At 67.9% G+C, this 16,307-nt stretch carries 19 protein-coding genes; 14 read left to right on the forward strand and 5 right to left on the reverse strand.

What is annotated here, in order from left to right; translation table 11 throughout:
• The first annotated feature begins 101 nt into the window (after window positions 1-101).
• The 11 genes from E3T28_RS03500 (at window position 102) to E3T28_RS03550 (ending at window position 8,553) form a co-directional block, all read left to right on the forward strand.
• The gene (locus E3T28_RS03500; protein WP_134427993.1) at window positions 102-860 is read left to right on the forward strand and encodes a VIT1/CCC1 transporter family protein; all 759 of its coding nucleotides are present in this window, start codon (window positions 102-104) and stop codon (window positions 858-860) included.
• 137 nt (window positions 861-997) lie between these two features.
• On the forward strand, window positions 998-2,032 hold the full coding sequence (locus tag E3T28_RS03505; RefSeq protein WP_198417143.1) for a metal ABC transporter substrate-binding protein: 1,035 nt from the start codon (window positions 998-1,000) through the stop codon (window positions 2,030-2,032).
• 7 nt (window positions 2,033-2,039) lie between these two features.
• Window positions 2,040-2,831, forward strand: coding sequence for a metal ABC transporter ATP-binding protein (locus E3T28_RS03510; RefSeq protein ID WP_134427995.1), 792 nt, complete (start codon window positions 2,040-2,042; stop codon window positions 2,829-2,831).
• A gap of 1 nt (window position 2,832) precedes the next feature.
• Window positions 2,833-3,792 (forward strand): metal ABC transporter permease, encoded by a 960-nt coding sequence (locus E3T28_RS03515; RefSeq protein WP_134427997.1) that lies wholly within the window; start codon window positions 2,833-2,835, stop codon window positions 3,790-3,792.
• Complete coding sequence (locus tag E3T28_RS03520; RefSeq protein WP_134428055.1) at window positions 3,792-4,598, forward strand: metal ABC transporter permease; 807 nt, start codon at window positions 3,792-3,794, stop codon at window positions 4,596-4,598. The genes E3T28_RS03515 and E3T28_RS03520 overlap by 1 nt, the downstream gene beginning before the upstream one ends.
• Window positions 4,595-4,990, forward strand: coding sequence for a Fur family transcriptional regulator (locus E3T28_RS03525; protein ID WP_134427999.1), 396 nt, complete (start codon window positions 4,595-4,597; stop codon window positions 4,988-4,990). Before E3T28_RS03520 ends, E3T28_RS03525 begins: the two co-directional genes overlap by 4 nt.
• Window positions 4,991-5,154: 164 nt before the next feature.
• Window positions 5,155-5,391 (forward strand): 50S ribosomal protein L28, encoded by a 237-nt coding sequence (rpmB, locus tag E3T28_RS03530; protein ID WP_104099753.1) that lies wholly within the window; start codon window positions 5,155-5,157, stop codon window positions 5,389-5,391.
• Window positions 5,391-5,558 carry a 50S ribosomal protein L33 gene (rpmG, locus tag E3T28_RS03535; protein ID WP_104099752.1) on the forward strand — a complete coding sequence of 56 codons (168 nt, stop codon included), beginning with the start codon at window positions 5,391-5,393 and terminating at the stop codon, window positions 5,556-5,558. The genes rpmB and rpmG overlap by 1 nt, the downstream gene beginning before the upstream one ends.
• Before the next feature lie 2 nt (window positions 5,559-5,560).
• On the forward strand, window positions 5,561-5,866 hold the full coding sequence (gene rpsN / locus E3T28_RS03540; protein WP_134364793.1) for a 30S ribosomal protein S14: 306 nt from the start codon (window positions 5,561-5,563) through the stop codon (window positions 5,864-5,866).
• 275 nt (window positions 5,867-6,141) lie between these two features.
• Window positions 6,142-6,429 carry an HU family DNA-binding protein gene (locus tag E3T28_RS03545; protein WP_104099750.1) on the forward strand — a complete coding sequence of 96 codons (288 nt, stop codon included), beginning with the start codon at window positions 6,142-6,144 and terminating at the stop codon, window positions 6,427-6,429.
• Window positions 6,430-6,546: 117 nt separating this feature from the next.
• Window positions 6,547-8,553, forward strand: coding sequence for a bifunctional copper resistance protein CopD/cytochrome c oxidase assembly protein (locus tag E3T28_RS03550; RefSeq protein ID WP_174776786.1), 2,007 nt, complete (start codon window positions 6,547-6,549; stop codon window positions 8,551-8,553).
• Window positions 8,554-8,561: 8 nt separating this feature from the next.
• Here the strand turns inward: E3T28_RS03550 and E3T28_RS03555 are convergent, their stop codons facing one another.
• Window positions 8,562-9,608 (reverse strand): hypothetical protein, encoded by a 1,047-nt coding sequence (locus tag E3T28_RS03555; protein ID WP_134428001.1) that lies wholly within the window; start codon window positions 9,606-9,608, stop codon window positions 8,562-8,564.
• A 78-nt stretch (window positions 9,609-9,686) separates the two neighbouring features.
• Here E3T28_RS03555 and E3T28_RS03560 point away from each other — a divergent pair, with 78 nt between their 5' ends.
• From E3T28_RS03560 to E3T28_RS03570, 3 genes are all read left to right on the forward strand, one after another.
• Complete coding sequence (locus E3T28_RS03560; protein WP_420898255.1) at window positions 9,687-11,033, forward strand: ATP-dependent DNA helicase; 1,347 nt, start codon at window positions 9,687-9,689, stop codon at window positions 11,031-11,033.
• 405 nt (window positions 11,034-11,438) lie between these two features.
• The gene (locus E3T28_RS03565) at window positions 11,439-12,707 is read left to right on the forward strand and encodes a serine hydrolase domain-containing protein (RefSeq protein ID WP_166786912.1); all 1,269 of its coding nucleotides are present in this window, start codon (window positions 11,439-11,441) and stop codon (window positions 12,705-12,707) included.
• 9 nt (window positions 12,708-12,716) lie between these two features.
• On the forward strand, window positions 12,717-13,238 hold the full coding sequence (locus E3T28_RS03570; RefSeq protein ID WP_134428005.1) for a DinB family protein: 522 nt from the start codon (window positions 12,717-12,719) through the stop codon (window positions 13,236-13,238).
• 173 nt (window positions 13,239-13,411) lie between these two features.
• On the opposite strand, the gene E3T28_RS03575 is transcribed toward E3T28_RS03570, so the two are convergent.
• The 4 genes from E3T28_RS03575 to E3T28_RS03590 form a co-directional block, all read right to left on the reverse strand.
• Window positions 13,412-13,678 (reverse strand): GlsB/YeaQ/YmgE family stress response membrane protein, encoded by a 267-nt coding sequence (locus E3T28_RS03575; protein WP_134428007.1) that lies wholly within the window; start codon window positions 13,676-13,678, stop codon window positions 13,412-13,414.
• A gap of 76 nt (window positions 13,679-13,754) precedes the next feature.
• Window positions 13,755-14,219, reverse strand: coding sequence for an Asp23/Gls24 family envelope stress response protein (locus E3T28_RS03580; protein ID WP_241979142.1), 465 nt, complete (start codon window positions 14,217-14,219; stop codon window positions 13,755-13,757).
• Between the two features lie 113 nt (window positions 14,220-14,332).
• Complete coding sequence (locus E3T28_RS03585; RefSeq protein ID WP_134428009.1) at window positions 14,333-15,226, reverse strand: D-hexose-6-phosphate mutarotase; 894 nt, start codon at window positions 15,224-15,226, stop codon at window positions 14,333-14,335.
• Between the two features lie 68 nt (window positions 15,227-15,294).
• Complete coding sequence (locus E3T28_RS03590; RefSeq protein WP_134428011.1) at window positions 15,295-16,233, reverse strand: sigma-70 family RNA polymerase sigma factor; 939 nt, start codon at window positions 16,231-16,233, stop codon at window positions 15,295-15,297.
• Between the last annotated feature and the right edge of the window lie 74 nt (window positions 16,234-16,307).

Here is a 16,307-nt window from a genome sequence, read left to right on the forward strand (position 1 = left end):
CGACGGTATAGGAAGCCTGGCCTCACCGGCTTTTTTGCTTCTCGGTGAGGTAAGGCTGTCCACGCTGGCGGCAGGGCATCAGCCTGTGTTCTGATGTACGGATGACGTCACTCGCCCCCGCCGCAATCGTTGGCCTCACCCCGTCCGTCGCTGTGGCGGTCGCCGATCCGAAGACCACCGAGAGCCATGCCGGCCGATTGAACTGGCTCCGGGCCGGGGTGCTCGGCGCCAACGACGGCATCGTCTCCGTCGCGGCCCTCGTCGTCGGCGTGGCCGGCGCGACGGGCTCGACCGCGGCCCTCGCAGCGGCCGGCACTGCCGGCCTCGTCGGCGGGGCCATCTCGATGGCCCTCGGCGAGTATGTCTCGGTGAGCAGCCAGAGTGACAGCCAGCGCACCCTGATCGAGAAGGAGAAGCGCGAGCTCAGCAGCGACCCCGAGGGCGAACTCGCGGAGCTCGCGCAACTCTACGAAATGCAGGGGCTGGCCCCGGCGACGGCACGGCAAGTCGCCGTGGAATTCACCGCGATCGATCCGGTGCGGGCCCATCTGCTCGCCGAGCACAACATCGCCGAAGACGACGTCGTCAGCGCCTGGCACGCCGCCTGGGTCTCGGCCGCGGCCTTCACCCTCGGCGCGCTGCTTCCGTTCCTGGCCATCCTGCTTCTGCCCGCGAGCATTCGCGTTCCGATCACGTTCGTCGCCGTGCTCATCGCCCTCGCGGCGCTCGGCATGACCGGCGCCCACCTCGGCGGCAGCCCGAAACTGCGGGCGACGATCCGGGTCGTGCTCGGCGGTGCCGCGGCACTGGTCGTCACCTTCCTGATCGGTTCCCTGCTCGGCACGTCCGGCGTAGTCTGACCTGACCTGACCTGACCTGACCTGACCTGACCTGACCTGACCTGACCTGACCTGACCTGACTTGACCCAACCCAACGCGGCGCTGTCCGGTCTTATTGGTGTTGACAATCATTATCATTAGGCGTAGCGTCGCCTGTGTGATCAAGAATCAATTCGTCCTCCCGACCCTCGCCGCCGTTGCCGCGCTGACCCTGGTCGGCTGCGCGCCGACCGGCGGTTCCGCCGCAGAAAGCGCCGCCGGCGACCTCAGGGTCGTCGCGACGACCACTCAGGTGGCGGACCTCACCCGCAGCGTCGTCGGCGACGCCGCGGGCGTGTCGGTGACCCAGCTCATCCAGCCGAACCAGAGCGCGCACAGTTACGACCCATCGGTGGCCGACCTGACGGCCCTCGGCCAGGCCGATGTGCTCGTGATCAACGGTGTCGGCCTCGAAGAGTGGCTCGACGCCGCGATCAACGCCAGCGGTTTCGACGGCGTGACCATCGACTCCGACGAGGGCATCGAGATCCAGGACATCGCGGCCGGCGCCGAGCCCGCCGACGACGAGGCCCACGCCGACGAAGGCGGAGCGACGGATGACGCCGAGCACTCCCACGAGGGCGGCAACCCGCACATCTGGACCGACGTGGCCAACGCCGAGACCATGGTCGGCACCATCGCCGCGGGACTCAGCGGCGCCCAGCCGGACCTGGCCGGGGACTTCGAGGCCAATGCGACCACGTACACCGGCCGGCTTGCCGAGCTGGACGAGTGGATCCGTACCAACATCGACGCCGTTCCGGTCGAGCAGCGTCTGCTCGTGAGCAACCACGATGCGTTCGGCTACTTCACCGAGGCCTACGGCATCACCTACGTCGGTTCCATCATCCCGAGCTTCGACGACAACGCCGAGCCCAGCGCCGCCGCGATCGACGAACTCGTCGCAGCCATCACGGCCACCGGGGTCAAGGCCGTCTTCTCCGAGGCCTCGATCAGCCCGAAGGCCGCCGACACCATCGCCAGCGAGGCCGGCGTCACCGTGTACTCGGGCGAGGACGCGCTCTACAGCGACTCCCTCGGCGCGACGGGCAGCGACGGCGCCAGCTATATTGGCTCGCAGCTGCACAACGTCGGCCTCATCCTCGAATCCTGGGGGGCGGAGCCCACTGCGGTGCCCGCAGACCTGCGATAGTTAGTCAGTGATCGAGAACCCTTCTCAAGTACGGCCGAGCGCACCCGTTGCTCTCAGGGTGGCGGGCGCCTCCTTCTCCTACGGCCAGAGCCCGGCCCTGGCCGACATCGATTTCGAGGTGCGCGCCGGCGAGGCAGTGGCGCTGATCGGGCCCAATGGGTCTGGCAAGTCCACGCTGCTCAAGGGCATCCTCGGTCTGATCCAGCGCGTGAGCGGCACCGTCGAGGTGCTGGGGGCGTCCGCGGCCCCGGCCGGCTCGATCGGCTACGTGCCGCAGGCCGACGAGATCGACCAGCAGTTTCCGGTCACGCTCGAGCAGGTCGTCATGATGGGGCGCTACCGGTCGCTGGGCTGGCTGCGCCTGCCCGGCAAGCGCGACCGCCAGGCGGTGACTCACGCGCTGGATGCGGTGGGCCTCGGGCACCGCGCGAAAACCCGCTTCGGCGAACTCTCCGGCGGCCAGCAGCAGCGGGGACTCCTGGCGCGGGCCGTGGCCGCGGGGCCCCGCCTGCTGCTGCTCGACGAGCCGTTCAACGGCCTCGACCAGCAGAACCGCGACGCGCTCGTGGGCACCGTCAAGCGCTTGAAGGAGGAAGGGGTGGCGGTGGTCGTCTCCACCCACGACCTCCAGCTCGCCCGCGAGGTCTGCGAGCAGGTGTTGCTGCTCAACGGTACCCAGGTGGCGTTCGGGCCGCGCGAATCGGTGCTGATCCTGGAAAACGTGCAACGCACGTTCCGAGAGGTCGGCGTAGAAATCGACGAGCACACCGTGGTCGTGCCCGGGCACACCGGTCACTGAAATGGACTTCCTCACCCCGCTGGTCGACGCCTTCGCCCTGCCGTTCATGACCCGGGCCCTGATCGTGCTGGGCGCGCTCAGCCTGGTGGCCGGCGTTGTCGGGGTGCTGGTCAACCTGCGGGGCCTCGAATTCATCAGCGACGGCCTCACCCACTCGGTGTTTCCCGGCATCGCGATCGGCTTCGTCTGGGGCGGCCGCGAGGGGCTGTTCGTCGGCGCGATGGGTGCCGCACTGTTCGCGGCCGTCATCCTCACCCTGATCGTGCGCCAGTCGGTGTCCTCGGATGCCGCGATCGCCATCGTCTTCACCGCCATGTTCAGCGTGGGCATAATCCTGGTTTCCCGCGAGACGAACTACGTCGGCCAGCTGGAGCAACTTCTCTTCGGCCGTCTCCTCACGGTCAGCCCGACCGAGGTCGTGCAAACCGTCGTGATCTGCATCGTGGCTCTCGGGCTGATCGGCCTCACGCTCAAGGAGGAGGTGTTCCGCGCCTTCGACCGGGTCGGTTTCGCCGCGGCCGGCTACCGCACGCTCGTGCTCGACCTGGTGCTCAACGTGGCGATCGCCCTCGTGGTCGTCGCTGCATCCAGCGCGGTCGGCAACCTGCTCGTCCTGGCCGTGCTGATCGTGCCCGGCGCCGTGGCCCGGCTCATCACCGACCGGCTGTGGCTGCTGTTCCCGCTCGCGGCTGGTTTCGCGGCCCTCGGCGCCTGGCTCGGACTCGTGCTCGGCTTCCAGGCATCCGTGCAGGCCGGCCTCGACCTGCCCAGCGGTGCCACCGTGGTGCTGGTCCTGGTCGCCGGCTATGCCGTGGTGCTGGTGGCGCGCCTCTCCATCGACGGGATGCGTCGGCTGCGTTCGTCTCACGCGCGGCCGCCGCACACTCCGCCGCCCCACTCCCCACCGACTTTCTCGAAACCGCGTCGCTCCGTCCAGCAGCGGGAAAGGCTGGGGAAGTGATGGGCTACTTCGAGAAGGCACTCCTCGCGGCCGCCGTCATCGGCGCCCTCAGCGGGCTGGTCGGATCCCTCGTCGTGCTGCGCCGCCGCACCTTCTTCGCCCAGGCCCTCACCCACGCCACCTTCCCGGGAGCCGTGGCCGCAACGATCGTGGGTGTCAGCATTCCGCTCGGGGCGGCCCTGGCGAGCATCCTGATCGTCGGCATCATGACCCTGATCGGCCGGGTGAAGCGGCAGGGCACGCAGGTGGCGTCGGGCATCCTGCTCACCGCGGGCTTCGCTCTCGGGGTGCTGCTGCAGGCCCTCAACCCGTCGCTGCCGGTGCAGGTCGATTCCTACCTGGTCGGGTCGATCCTCACCGTGACGACCGGCGACCTCGCGCTGGCCGTCGGCGTGCTCGGGGTGGCTGTGGCCGTGATCGTGCTGCTGGGCAAGGAGATCCTGTTCTCCACTTTCGACCCGAGCGGATTCCGCGCCGCCGGATTCCGGGAATGGCCGATCGAGCTGCTCACCCTCACCCTGATCACCGCCACCGTGGTCACCGCCATGCCCGCCGTCGGCGCCATCCTCGCGATCGCGCTGATCGCGGCCCCGGCCGCCGCCGCGCGCCTGGTCACGCGCACCGCCACTCAGATCCTGGTGCTCGCACCGGTGCTGGGTGCGGCCGCCGGCCTGGTCGGCGTGCTCCTGTCCCGGGCGATCGACGTGGCCGCCGGACCGGCGATCGCCCTCACCGCGGCCGCCCTCTTCCTGCTGGCCCTCGGCGGTCGCCGACTGTCCCTTGCGCGGTTACGGTTGACAGCATGAAGCGAAACACCTGGCAGCGCGAGGCCGTGCGCACCGCGCTCAGCGAGGCGGAGGGATTCGTCAGCGCCCAGGGACTTCACGCCAGCCTGCACGCCACGGGTTCGCCCATCGGCCTGGCCACGGTCTACCGGGCCTTGGCCGACCTGGCCGGCGAGAACGAGGCCGACTCGCTGCAGTCGCCCGACGGTGAGGCGCTCTACCGCGCCTGCAGCACGACCGACCACCACCACCACCTAATCTGCCGCAACTGTGGCCTCACCGTCGAGATCGAAGCGGATGCCGTGGAAACCTGGGCAAAGAACGTGGCCGGCGAGCACGGATTCACCCAGGCTGCCCACGTGGTCGACGTGTTCGGTCTCTGCGCGGCCTGCTCCGCCGCATCCGTTGACTAGCGAGTTTGCGCCGGGGGAGAGCACCGCGTAGTGTTGAACGCTGCTGCGCATATCTGTGCGTGCACTGCTGGTTCGCTGCGCTTTCGCCTGTGCGGGAGTGTTGTCGTGCCAGCCGACAAGAGATCTTGGGAAGGGCATTCGCCCTTCGGTATTGGAGGAGAACCATGGCAGCTACTTGCCAGGTGACCGGAGCCGTTCCCGGCTTCGGACACAACATTTCGCACTCGCACCGACGCACCAAGCGTCGCTTCGACCCGAACGTTCAGACCAAGAAGTACTACGTACCGTCACTTCGCCGCAACGTCACGCTGACCCTGTCCGTCAAGGGCATCAAGGTCATCGACGCACGTGGCATTGAATCGGTCGTCAAGGACCTTCTCGCCCGTGGGGAGAAAATCTAATGGCCAAGCAGCATGACGTCCGCCCGATCATCAAGCTCCGTTCGACGGCCGGCACCGGTTACACCTACGTGACCAAGAAGAACCGTCGCAACGACCCCGACCGTCTCGTGCTCAAGAAGTACGACCCCGTAGTGCGCAAGCACGTTGACTTCCGTGAGGAGCGCTAAAAATGGCGAAGAAGAGCATGATTGCCAAGAACAACCAGCGCAAGGTTATCGTCGAGCGCTACGCCGCGAAGCGCCTTGAGCTCAAGAAGGCCCTCGTTGACCCGGCCGGCACCGACGAGTCGCGTGAAGCTGCTCGCCTCGGCCTGCAGAAGCTTCCCCGCAACGCGTCGCCGGTTCGCCTGCGCAACCGCGACGCGGTTGACGGCCGTCCCCGTGGACACCTCAGCAAGTTCGGCATCTCGCGCGTTCGTTTCCGCGACATGGCTCACCGCGGCGAACTGCCCGGTATCACCAAGTCCAGCTGGTAACACCGCACCAGGCCACCTAGCCGGTCATTCGGAACTTCGGTTCTGAAACGAGAGGATGTCGATTTCGGTCGGCATCCTCTCTCTTTTTTCGCGGACAGCGGAAATGAAGCCGATCCGGGAGCCAAACGGGCTGAAAACGCCGCAAATCCGCGTAATTCCGCGGTTGTCTGCTAGATTCAACGCGGTCCAACCGGCCAAACGGAGTCGCTCCCGGAGCGTCGCCCGCAATACGTGAACACCTGTTTTTACAGACAAAGGTCCGAGGAGGACACTCAATGGCTGACAAGTCGCTGAACAAGACCGAGCTCGTTGCCAAGGTTGCCGCAGACTCTGGCCAGAGCCAGGCTGCAGTCGACAGCGTTCTGAACGCTTTCTTTGCAACTCTCGCCGACACCGTCGCGAACGACGGCAAGGTCACGATCCCGGGCTGGCTCGGAGTCGAGCGCACCGCTACCGCAGCGCGCACGGGCCGCAACCCGCAGACCGGCGAAGAGATCGCCATCGCCGCGGGCCACCGCGTCAAGCTGACCGCTGGTAGCAAGCTCAAGGCTGCCGCCAAGTAGGTCTCGCACCAAGAAGGGCAGGGCGTCGACTTCCGTCGGCGCCCTGCTTTCGTGTGTGGGCGTCGTGCCGAGCCCCTCGTGCAGCGTGCGTCCATCAGGCACGGTTAGGCTGAGTCAGTGCCTCGTCTCGTGCGTATCTCCGGTCCGGCAGCGCTCCTGCTGGTCGCAACGTTGGCGACGCTCATCGCGCTGGCCTACGGCGGCGGCGCGGCGGCGCAGCTGCTGGCTGATCCGGGACCGATCGTGCGGTGGGGCCTCCCGCTGGCCAAGCTGCTCGTCAACCTCAGCGCTGCGGGCACCATCGGGGCCCTCGTGCTCACCCTCTTCGCCCTGAGCCCCCGGGAGCCCGAGTACAACGCGGCCCTCGATTTCGCCGCCGGGTCCGCCGCCGTCTTCACCGTGGCATCCGCCCTCACCGGCTTCTTCACGTTCCTGCAGGTGACGACCATCCCGCTCAGCTTCGATGACAGGTTCAGCGCCACCGCCGGTCAGTTCTTCAGCGAGATCGAGATCGGCCAGGCCTGGCTGATCACCACCCTGATCGCTGCCTTCGTCACCGTGCTGTGCTTCGCGGTGCGTTCCCTGACCGGGCTCTTTTTCGTCACGCTCCTGGCCGTGGGCGCCCTGGTGCCCATGGCGCTGCAGGGGCACGCGGCCGGCGCCGAGGGGCACGACGTGGCCATCACCGCCCTGGGTCTGCACCTGGTCTTCGCCGCGGTCTGGCTGGGTGGGCTGCTCACGGTCATCGTGCTGCGCCAGCAGCTGGCCGGCGGTCGGATCGACCCGGTCATCGCGCGCTACTCCTCGCTCGCACTGGTCTCCTTCATCGTCGTCGCGGCGTCCGGGTACGTCGGCGCCGAACTGCGGTTGGGCGCCTGGGACGAGTTACTCTCGCCCTACGGCATCCTCGTTCTGGTCAAAGTCTTCGCCCTCACTGCGCTCGGCGCTTTCGGCGTGCTGCAGCGCCGGTTCCTGATCGGGCGGATGCTGCGGAGCACCCCCGCAGACGCCCGGGCCCCCGCACCCCGCCGGGGAGTCTGGTTCTGGTGGCTCGTCGTGACGGAACTGGCCTTCATGGGGCTCGCCTCCGGCGCCGCAGCCGCCCTAGCCAAGACCGCGACGCCGGTGGAGCAGATCACGGCGACGGAGATCCCCACCTCGACGCCCGCGCAGATCCTGACCGGTGAACTTCTGCCGCCGCCGCTCACCTTCAGCCGCTACTTCACCGAGTGGGACTTCGACCTGGCCTGGGTGCTGTTCTGCGCGTTCGGCATCTTTTTCTACCTGGCCGGTGTGCGCCGCCTGGCCCGCCGCGGCGACACGTGGCCCGTCTTCCGCACGGTGCTCTGGGTGACCGGCATGCTGATCCTGTTCTACATCACCAACGGTGGCGCCAACCTCTACGCGAAGTACCTCTTCTCCTCCCACATGCTCATGCACATGGCCCTGACCATGCTGGTCCCTGTGTTCCTGGTGCCCGGGGCGCCGATCACCCTCGCGGCGCGCGCCATCACCAAGCGGCAGGACGACAGCCGGGGCCCGCGCGAGTGGATTCTGCTGGCTGTGCATTCGAAGTACGCGGGTGTCTTGTCGAATCCGCTGGTCGCGGCCGGGCTTTTCGCCGGCTCGCTCTGGGTGTTCTACTACTCGTCGCTGTTCAGCTGGGCAACGACCGACCACATCGGCCACGAGTGGATGATTGTGCACTTCCTGATCACCGGCTACCTGTTCGTGCAGTCACTGATCGGAATCGACCCGGTGCCCTACCGCCTGCCCTACGCCGGCCGCCTACTGCTGCTGCTCGGCACGATGGCGTTCCACGCCTTCTTCGGCGTGACCATGATGACGGGGACCGGGCTGCTCCTCGCCGACTGGTACGGGGCCATGGGCCGCGACTGGGGGCTCAGCGGCATCGAGGACCAGCAGATGGGCGGCGGCATCGCCTGGAGCGTCGGCGAGATCCCGACCATCGCCCTGGCCATCGCCGTGGCCATTCAGTGGAGCCGCAGCGACGAGAAGGAGACCCGCCGCAAGGACCGCAACGCGGCACGCACAGGCGATGCCGAACTGAACCAGTACAACGCCGGGCTGGCCCGCCTAGCCGAGCACGACCGCGTCGAATAACCCGAGGGTCAGCGCAGCTGGAGGGCGAGCGATCCGTCCGGGTTCACGGTCACGCTGATCGCGACCGCGAAGGAGACGTCCTCGTCCCGCACCTCGATCTCGCCGTCGAAGAGTGACTGCACCTCAACCACGATGTGCGCCTGACCCTCGGTGTCGGGCATCTCGAACGTGGTGTCGCCGGCCGCGAGGGTGACCGGGGGATACTCGGCGATCGACCAGATCGGGTCGTCCCGCACCCGGTCGTTGATCTCGATGCCGAACGGGCAGTTCGAGGGCTGCAACACCTGTTGCGTGGTGCAATCGTCGAGGAAACGGTCCAGCTCGGCCTGGACCTGGCCGATGAATTGGGCGTTGGGCTGGGCGTCGACCGTGACATCCGTCACCCCGGACACGACGACCGGCACCGTCTGCGGGGCCGCGTCGAGCAGGGTGGAGGTGTGCTCGAACGTGTACTGGGCGGGTGCGAAGGCCAGGTAGGCCGCCTGGTTCGAGAACGCTGCCGGTGCGTCGTCGTCGGCGGCGTGCGCACGTGTGTCGAGGGTCAGTTTGTTCACCGAGAACGTGGACTGGTGCAGCACGTTCACGCGCAGCACGGCCAGGGGACTGGTCGTGAAGCGCCAGCTGTCGAAAACGCCGAAGAACGAGCCGGCACTCTCCACCTGGAAGGTCATCGTCGCGGGTGTGCCGTTGAGGCGGAACCCGTATTCGATCGTGTGCCGCCCGTCGGCCGACTCGTCGTCACCGGTCAGACGGATGTCGGTGAGCTCCCCCAGCACGGAGTTCCGCAGCAGGGTGTCCGGCAGGTCCTTCGGAAGCGCGGCCGCCTCGAGCTCGGCAGCCGTAGGCCTGACCCCCGGGAGCAGCAGCGCACTGGCGGTGTCCTGGCGAGCCAGGGCGCCGAGATACTGCCCCACGAAGCTGCCGGCGCTGTAGAGGTCACGGTTGAGCGACCCGATGGTCGCGACCAGACCGGCGCCGAGAAGGGCGGCGATGACGACCACGGCCGCGATGGCGCGCCGCTGGTTACGCCGGCGCCTGCCGTCCTGGTTGCTCACCCCCACATCCTACGGGGCCGGTTCTCCACCGACCCGCAGACCGCGGACGACTCGTGCAGCCGGGGCGGATACAGTGGTATGTCCCGTCCGTACCTCGTCGAAAGCGCCCCCGTGTCTGAGATTCCGCTGTCTCGCGAGCAGGCCGAAGTGTTCCAGGCGATTGAGGGAACCCGGCAGAACGTGTTCGTCACCGGGCGCGCCGGCACCGGCAAGTCAACGCTGCTCAATCACCTCTCTTGGAACACGAGCAAGCAGATCGTGATCGCCGCTCCCACCGGTGTGGCGGCACTCAACGTGGGCGGCCAGACCATCCACTCCCTGTTCCGCCTGCCGATCGGCGTGATCGCCGACAACGCGATCGACCAGTCGGATCAGGTGCGCAAACTGCTCAACACGATCGACACGGTCGTCATCGACGAGGTGTCGATGGTCAACGCCGACCTGATGGATGCGATCGACCGCAGCCTGCGCCAGGCGCGGCAGCGACCGCACGACACGTTCGGCGGCGCGCAGATCGTGCTCTTCGGCGACCCCTACCAGCTGGCCCCGGTGCCCGGGGATTCTGACGAGCGCGCTTACTTCGCGGACACCTACCGGTCGATGTGGTTCTTCGACGCGAAGGTGTGGCAGGGCGCGGACCTGCGCATTTTCGAGCTCACCGAGGTGCACCGCCAGCGCGACGCGGACTTCAAGCACATGCTCAACGCGGTGCGGCACGGGCAGGTCACGGCCGAGATCGGCGGTGCTCTCAACGCCGCGGGCGCCCGAACCCCGCCGAGCGAAGGCGTGATCACGCTGGCCACCCGCAACGATTCCGTGAACCGCATCAATGCATCCGCTCTCAAACGGCTCGCCGGCAAGGCGCGCACGGCCAAGGCCGACGTCACGGGCGACTTCGGCGGGCGCACGTTCCCGGCCGATGAGGTGCTCGAGTTGAAGGTCGGGGCGCAGGTCATGTTCCTGCGCAACGATTCCAACCAGGATGGCGGCCCGCGCTGGGTGAATGGCAGCATCGGCACCGTCACCCGGGTCGACTCGACGGTGTACGTCGACATCGACGGCGAAACGCACGAGGTCGAACCGGCCGTGTGGGAGAAGTTCAAGTACACCTACAACCCGACCACCAAGAAGCTGCGCAAAGACGTTGTGGCCGAGTTCACCCAATTCCCGCTGCGGCTCGCGTGGGCGGTCACCATCCACAAGTCGCAGGGGGCCACCTATGAGCGGGCGGTCGTCGACCTCGGCGCGCGCGTGTTCAGCCCTGGCCAGACCTACGTGGCCCTCAGCCGGCTGACCAGCCTGGACGGCCTCTATCTGACCCGCCCCCTGCGCCCGAGCGACATGATCGTGGACGAGAACGTGCAACGCTTCATGCGCGGTCCGCGGCCGACCGGGACCCTCCGCCCGGTCACGCCCGCGGACTGACTAGCCCGCGCTCGCCGCGACCTCCGCGCTGCCCCGCATGCGCGGCGCTGCCCCGCTGCCCCGCTGCCCCGCCCGCCGCCTCTCCCGCCGACAACCCGAACGAATTCGACGGAGATTTTGCCGGAAACGGTGCAAAACCGGTCTGAATCGTGTCTGTAGCCCAAAATCTCCGTCGAATTCGTAAGGGCGGGAGCCGGGCGGGAGCCGGGCGACAGCCGGCAGCAACGCGGTGCGGGCGGGCGGAGGCGTGGGTACACTCCCTCGTGCAGGGGCGCCCTGCGCGGACCGCGACGCGACGGGGGTCAGGCGATGAAGGTCAGCCAGGGAAGCCAGGGAAACCAGGCACCAACCGACCCCGCACCAACCAGCCCGCCGCCTCTTCACGCGCGCCCGCGCCACCACCGCGTGCCCGCGCTCGTTCTGGGTGCCACCCTGGTGCTGACGGCGTGCACGGCGGCGACGGATGCCTCCCCGCACGCTCGCGGGCAGGCGGCGGCCCCGTTCTCGGCCGCGGTCGCGGCCCGGCTGGAGGCCGTGCTGGCGGAGGCGACGACCCTGTCCGGTTCCACCGGCGCCATTGCCGGGGTCTGGGCTCCCTGGGCCGGCACCTGGGTCGTGTCGCCCGGCAACGTTTCCACGACGTCGCCCGGCGCGCTCACCCCGGAGATGCCATTCCGGATCGGCACCAACACCACGGCGCTGACCTGTACTGTGCTGCTCCGACTCGTCGATGAAGAGCGGGTGCGCCTCGACGATCCGGTGTCCGACTACCTACCCCGGGTAGTGGGGTTGGACGGGATCACCCTCGCGCAGCTCTGCCGCAACACGTCCGGCCTGGCCGATCACACCGCTCTGCTGGCTCCGCGGATCGTGGCGAACCCCACCCGCCGGTGGTCGGCGCGCGAGATCATCGCGAGCGGCACGGGGGCTCCGCGGGTGGCGCTGCCCGGCGGAACCTGGTCCCCGTCGGACACCGGGGTCGTGCTGCTCGGCCTCGCCCTGCAGCAGGCAACCGGACGCGACTGGCCGTGGCTGTACCGGCACTACGTGTTCGAACCGCTGGGCATGACGAACACCGGCCTGCCGTCACCGGGCGAGCTGGCGGTCCCGGGGCCGAGTCCCCGCGGCTATGCCACGTCGCTCGATCCGGCCGGTGCCGCCCGCTGTGGCAGCGTGATCGACGTGACCGAGCTGTCACCGTCGGTGGGCGGGGTGGCCGCGGGCGCCGTCTCGAACCTCGAGGACGTGAAAATCTGGGTGCAGGCGCTGGCCTCGGGGACGCTGCTGTCGGAGGAGTCGACGGATGCGCAGTGGGCCCCGGTCCTGCCTGGCGCCGGAGCGCCGTCGTGGCAGCAGCACGGCCTCGGGGTCGAACAATTCGGCCCGCTGCGCGGTCAGTCCGGGGAGATCCCCGGGTTCATCTCGGCGGCGATGGCCGACCCGGTCAGCGGGCTCACGGTGGTGGTCGCCTTCAACAACTCGACCGCCGGCCGCGGATTCGCCGAGGTTGTCGCCCGCCGGCTTGCCGCCGTCGCCGGCGCCGCGCCCACGGCAGGGGCTGTGCCGGCACCCCGGCCGGATCTGCCCTGGACCGAGGCGCAGGTTGCGGCGGAGATGCGGGCTGCCGCCGTCTGCGAGTCGACGCGGCTGGAGCAGCCGGCGACCGCCGGATAGGATCGCCCAATGGGAATCAGCGCAGACACCAAAGACTGGACCTGGGTGCTGGCGCGCCCCTGCCCGGAGTGCGGTTTCGCCGCCGCCGACGTGGATTTCGCGCTCATCCCGCGTCTGGTTCGCGAGAACGCGGACCGCTGGCAGCCGGTGCTGCAGCGAACGGATGTCGCGACGCGCCCAGACGACCAGACCTGGTCGGCCTTGGAGTATGCCGCCCATGTTCGCGACGTGTTCCGCAACTTCGACAAGCGCCTGGCCCTCATGCTCGTCGAGGATGACCCGGCTTTCCCGAACTGGGACCAGGACGCCACAGCAGTCAGCGAGCGGTACAACGAGCAGGAGCCGGCGGTCGTGGCCCGCGAACTCGCCGAGGCCGCGGCATCCGTCGCCGACGCCTTCGCCGCCGTGCAGCCCGCTGAGCAGAGGCGAACCGGCCGCCGCAGTGACGGTGCCCGCTTCACCGTCACCACGATGGGGCAGTACTTCGTGCACGACCCGGTGCATCATCTGCACGACGTCGCCGGCGACTGACACCCCCGGCGACTGACGCCCCCGGCGCTGAGGCGCAAGGACGCAGGCACAAAGGCTCAGGCTCGGGGAGGCCTCACGCCCCAGCAGAAACAAAAAAGCACGAACGAACGGGCGCACCCCCCAATAGTGCGCCCGTTCGTTCGTGCCTGTCGTGCTTGTCGTGCTGCCGTGACTTAGGCGCGGCTGCGACGTCCCGTGAGAGCGCCGTAGATCACGAGAACGATGACGGAACCAGCGATGGCGAGAAGCCAAGTCGAGATGTCGAAGAAGTTCTCGAGTCCGGTGCCGAAGATGACCGAGCCGAGGAAACCACCGAGGAACGCGCCGAGAACGCCAAGGATCAGGGTGATGACCCAGCCGCCGCCCTGGCTGCCCGGCAGGATGGCCTTTGCGATTGCGCCGGCGATGAGTCCGAGAATGAGGAATCCGATGAAGCCCATAATTTGTCCTTGCGTCTTTCTGTTTGGTTGTGTGCTGGGGGGTGTAAGTGTTGGTGAGGGGAGGTGAAGTGCCGAACTAGTCCGGCTGTGAGCCTGAGCCTGAGCCTGCGTCTGCGTCTGCGTCTGCGTCTGCATCGGCGTCATTCGTCGACTGGTGCACATCCTTGACGATCACGTCCACCGCTGTGACCTGCATGCCGACGATCGTCTCGATCCCCGTCTCGACCGCGTTGCGCACCTCGCCCGCGACCTTCTGCAGTTCGTGCGGGTACTCGACGACGATGGAAATGGTCACGGATGCTGTGTCGCCTTCGGTCGTGACGCTCACCCCGGGGGAGAGGTCGGCACCGCTGAGGGCTTCCCGGATTGCTCCGAGTGCCCGCGCTGCGCTGCCACCGAGTGCGTAGACGCCCGGAACCTCGCGTGCCGCGATACCGGCGACCTTCGCGACGACGCCATCGGCAATGACGGTCTTTCCTGGTCCGGACAGAGGTTCGGACTCAAGAGTGGGGGTGCTTTGGTTAGCGATGGCGTGCTCCAATCCGTCGTGGCGCGCGATACGAGCCAGCCGACACTAGTAGGACGTGGGCCGACACGATTTCGTCACGCGATTGCATAATAAAAATTCTACGCGGCAGTCCCACGGATCGAAGCTCACGCCGAAACCTCGAACACGACGGTTGTCGTGTGGCTCTGGCCGGGTTCCAGGCGCACCTGATCCCGGCGGACGTTGGCGGTTTCCACGCAGACCATTCCGGTCCACTCGTCGTCGCCGAAGTCGCTCATCCTGGCGGCCTTGCCGATCCAGGGGTTCCACACCACGGTGCTGTCCGATTCGTCGGATTCGATCGTGACGGTGCGGCCGTCCGGGTCGGCCACGGTGGCGCTGCCTCGGCTGCCCAGATACAGTCGGTCCGTCTCGGTGGCGAAGCCGACGGGGCTGTTCTCCGCGGGCTCGGTGAGGCCGGTCAGCTGGTCCAGGAACGCGGTGCCCTGCAGCCCGGAAACCGTCGTGCCGCGCACATCGCTCACCCGCAGATAGGTGTGTAGTGCCTCTTCGTACTCGATCGCATCCGCCTCCCGGTTGGTCACCTGCAGGGCGAGGGACAGACGGGCACCCACCGTGACCGTGTAGCGGGCTTCGAAGTGGTGCGGCCAGGCCGACGCGCGCGTGGCGGGAGTGTCGGTGAGGAGGAAGGTCAGCACGACGTCGTCGTCGACTTCGTGGGCGTCCACGAGTCCCCACTCGCTCAGGCGGGCGAAACCGTGCGCCGACGCGGCCGGGTCGACCGTGTTCGCGCCGAACCAGGGGAAGCAGATCGGCACGCCGCCGCGGATCGCGGTGGCGGTCTCGAACCTGCTCGCCTTGCTCAGGAAGAGCACGGGCCGCCCGCCCGCGGGGATGAAGTCGGTGACCTGGGCGCCGTGCAGGTAGATCTCGGCGGAGCCGGCGCGGCCGGCCACCCGCACCACGGCGAGGCCGCCTGCCCCCTCTCCGATTCGAACGGATGCGGGCAGTGACGTGGGTGCAGCGCTGACGGAAGACATGAATCCATTTTCGCGCTTCCGGCGGCTGACGTGACTCCTGGAGCCGTGTCAGCCGCCTCGTGAACCGGTCAGTCCCGCAGGTACTGCTCCAGGCACGGCACCTTCAGCAGGGCGAGTGCGCGCTTCTCGATCTGGCGCACCCGTTCCCGGGTCACGCCCTGCACGACCGCGATCTGGTCCAGGGTCTGGGGCGCCCCCCCGTCGAGACCGAAGCGGGACATCAGGATGGACCGTTCGCGCGGGGGCAGGGCGCTCATATAGAAGGTGATGTCCGAAGCCCTCATGGTCAACACGGCGTGCTCCTCGGGCTGGGGCAGGTCGTCGTCGATGATCAGCTCGGAGATGTCGCCGAGACCATCGCCGACCGGGGACTGCAGGGACATCGGCTCGTTGTCGTAGCGCAGCAGCCGCATGATGTCGATCGGCAGGATCTGCGAGGCCTCCGACAGTTCCGCGATCGTGGGTTCGCGGTCGAGGGTGCTGGTGAGGTCGCGGCGGATGCGCTTGATCTTGTTGAGTTTCTCCGCGGTGTGTACGGGGATGCGGATCATGCGGGATTTGTCGGCCATGCCGCGGTGGATGGCTTGGCGGATCCACCAGGTGGCGTAGGTGGAGAATTTGTAGCCGGTCATGAAGTCGTATTTCTCGACGGCGCGGACGAGGCCGATGTTGCCGTCTTGGACGAGGTCCATGATGGGCATGCCTCGGCCGGAGTAGTGCTTGGCGATGCTGACCACCAGGCGCAGATTCGCTTCGATGAAGTGGTTCTTCGCCCGGCGGCCGTCGTGGGCCAGCCAGGCCAGCTCGCGGAGAAGCGAGGGGTCAATCTCGCCCTGCTCGCTGCGCTGCTCGGCGAACAGGCCGACTTCGATGCGTCTGGCCAGGTCGACCTCGTCCTCGGCGGTGAGGAGGGAGACGGCTCCGATCTTTCTCAGGTAGTCGCCGAACGCATCCGTCGCTGCGCGGTTATAGGTGGCAACGGATGATGCATGTGCGGTAATGGTCATGGGTTCCTCCAGTTCGGGCTGGAACATTAGTACACAGCCAGGGGGAGACCGCGTCGAGGGCCTTGACTCGGGCC

The organism is Cryobacterium sinapicolor, assembly GCF_004403465.1.
GTDB classification, from domain to species: Bacteria; Actinomycetota; Actinomycetes; order Actinomycetales; family Microbacteriaceae; genus Cryobacterium; species Cryobacterium sinapicolor.

Bases quoted from the DNA above. Each gene is read 5' to 3' on its own strand.
- E3T28_RS03525 (WP_134427999.1), top strand. From the start codon at position 4,595: ATGAAGCGAAACACCTGGCAGCGCGAGGCCGTGCGCACCGCGCTCAGC.
- E3T28_RS03545 (WP_104099750.1), top strand. From the start codon at position 6,142: ATGGCTGACAAGTCGCTGAACAAGACCGAGCTCGTTGCCAAGGTTGCC.
- E3T28_RS03560 (WP_420898255.1), top strand. From the start codon at position 9,687: ATGTCCCGTCCGTACCTCGTCGAAAGCGCCCCCGTGTCTGAGATTCCG.
- rpmB (WP_104099753.1), top strand. From the start codon at position 5,155: ATGGCAGCTACTTGCCAGGTGACCGGAGCCGTTCCCGGCTTCGGACAC.
- E3T28_RS03520 (WP_134428055.1), top strand. From the start codon at position 3,792: ATGGGCTACTTCGAGAAGGCACTCCTCGCGGCCGCCGTCATCGGCGCC.
- E3T28_RS03585 (WP_134428009.1), bottom strand. From the start codon at position 15,226: ATGTCTTCCGTCAGCGCTGCACCCACGTCACTGCCCGCATCCGTTCGA.
- E3T28_RS03515 (WP_134427997.1), top strand. From the start codon at position 2,833: ATGGACTTCCTCACCCCGCTGGTCGACGCCTTCGCCCTGCCGTTCATG.
- E3T28_RS03590 (WP_134428011.1), bottom strand. From the start codon at position 16,233: ATGACCATTACCGCACATGCATCATCCGTTGCCACCTATAACCGCGCA.
- E3T28_RS03570 (WP_134428005.1), top strand. From the start codon at position 12,717: ATGGGAATCAGCGCAGACACCAAAGACTGGACCTGGGTGCTGGCGCGC.
- E3T28_RS03500 (WP_134427993.1), top strand. From the start codon at position 102: ATGACGTCACTCGCCCCCGCCGCAATCGTTGGCCTCACCCCGTCCGTC.
- rpmG (WP_104099752.1), top strand. From the start codon at position 5,391: ATGGCCAAGCAGCATGACGTCCGCCCGATCATCAAGCTCCGTTCGACG.
- E3T28_RS03575 (WP_134428007.1), bottom strand. From the start codon at position 13,678: ATGGGCTTCATCGGATTCCTCATTCTCGGACTCATCGCCGGCGCAATC.
- rpsN (WP_134364793.1), top strand. From the start codon at position 5,561: ATGGCGAAGAAGAGCATGATTGCCAAGAACAACCAGCGCAAGGTTATC.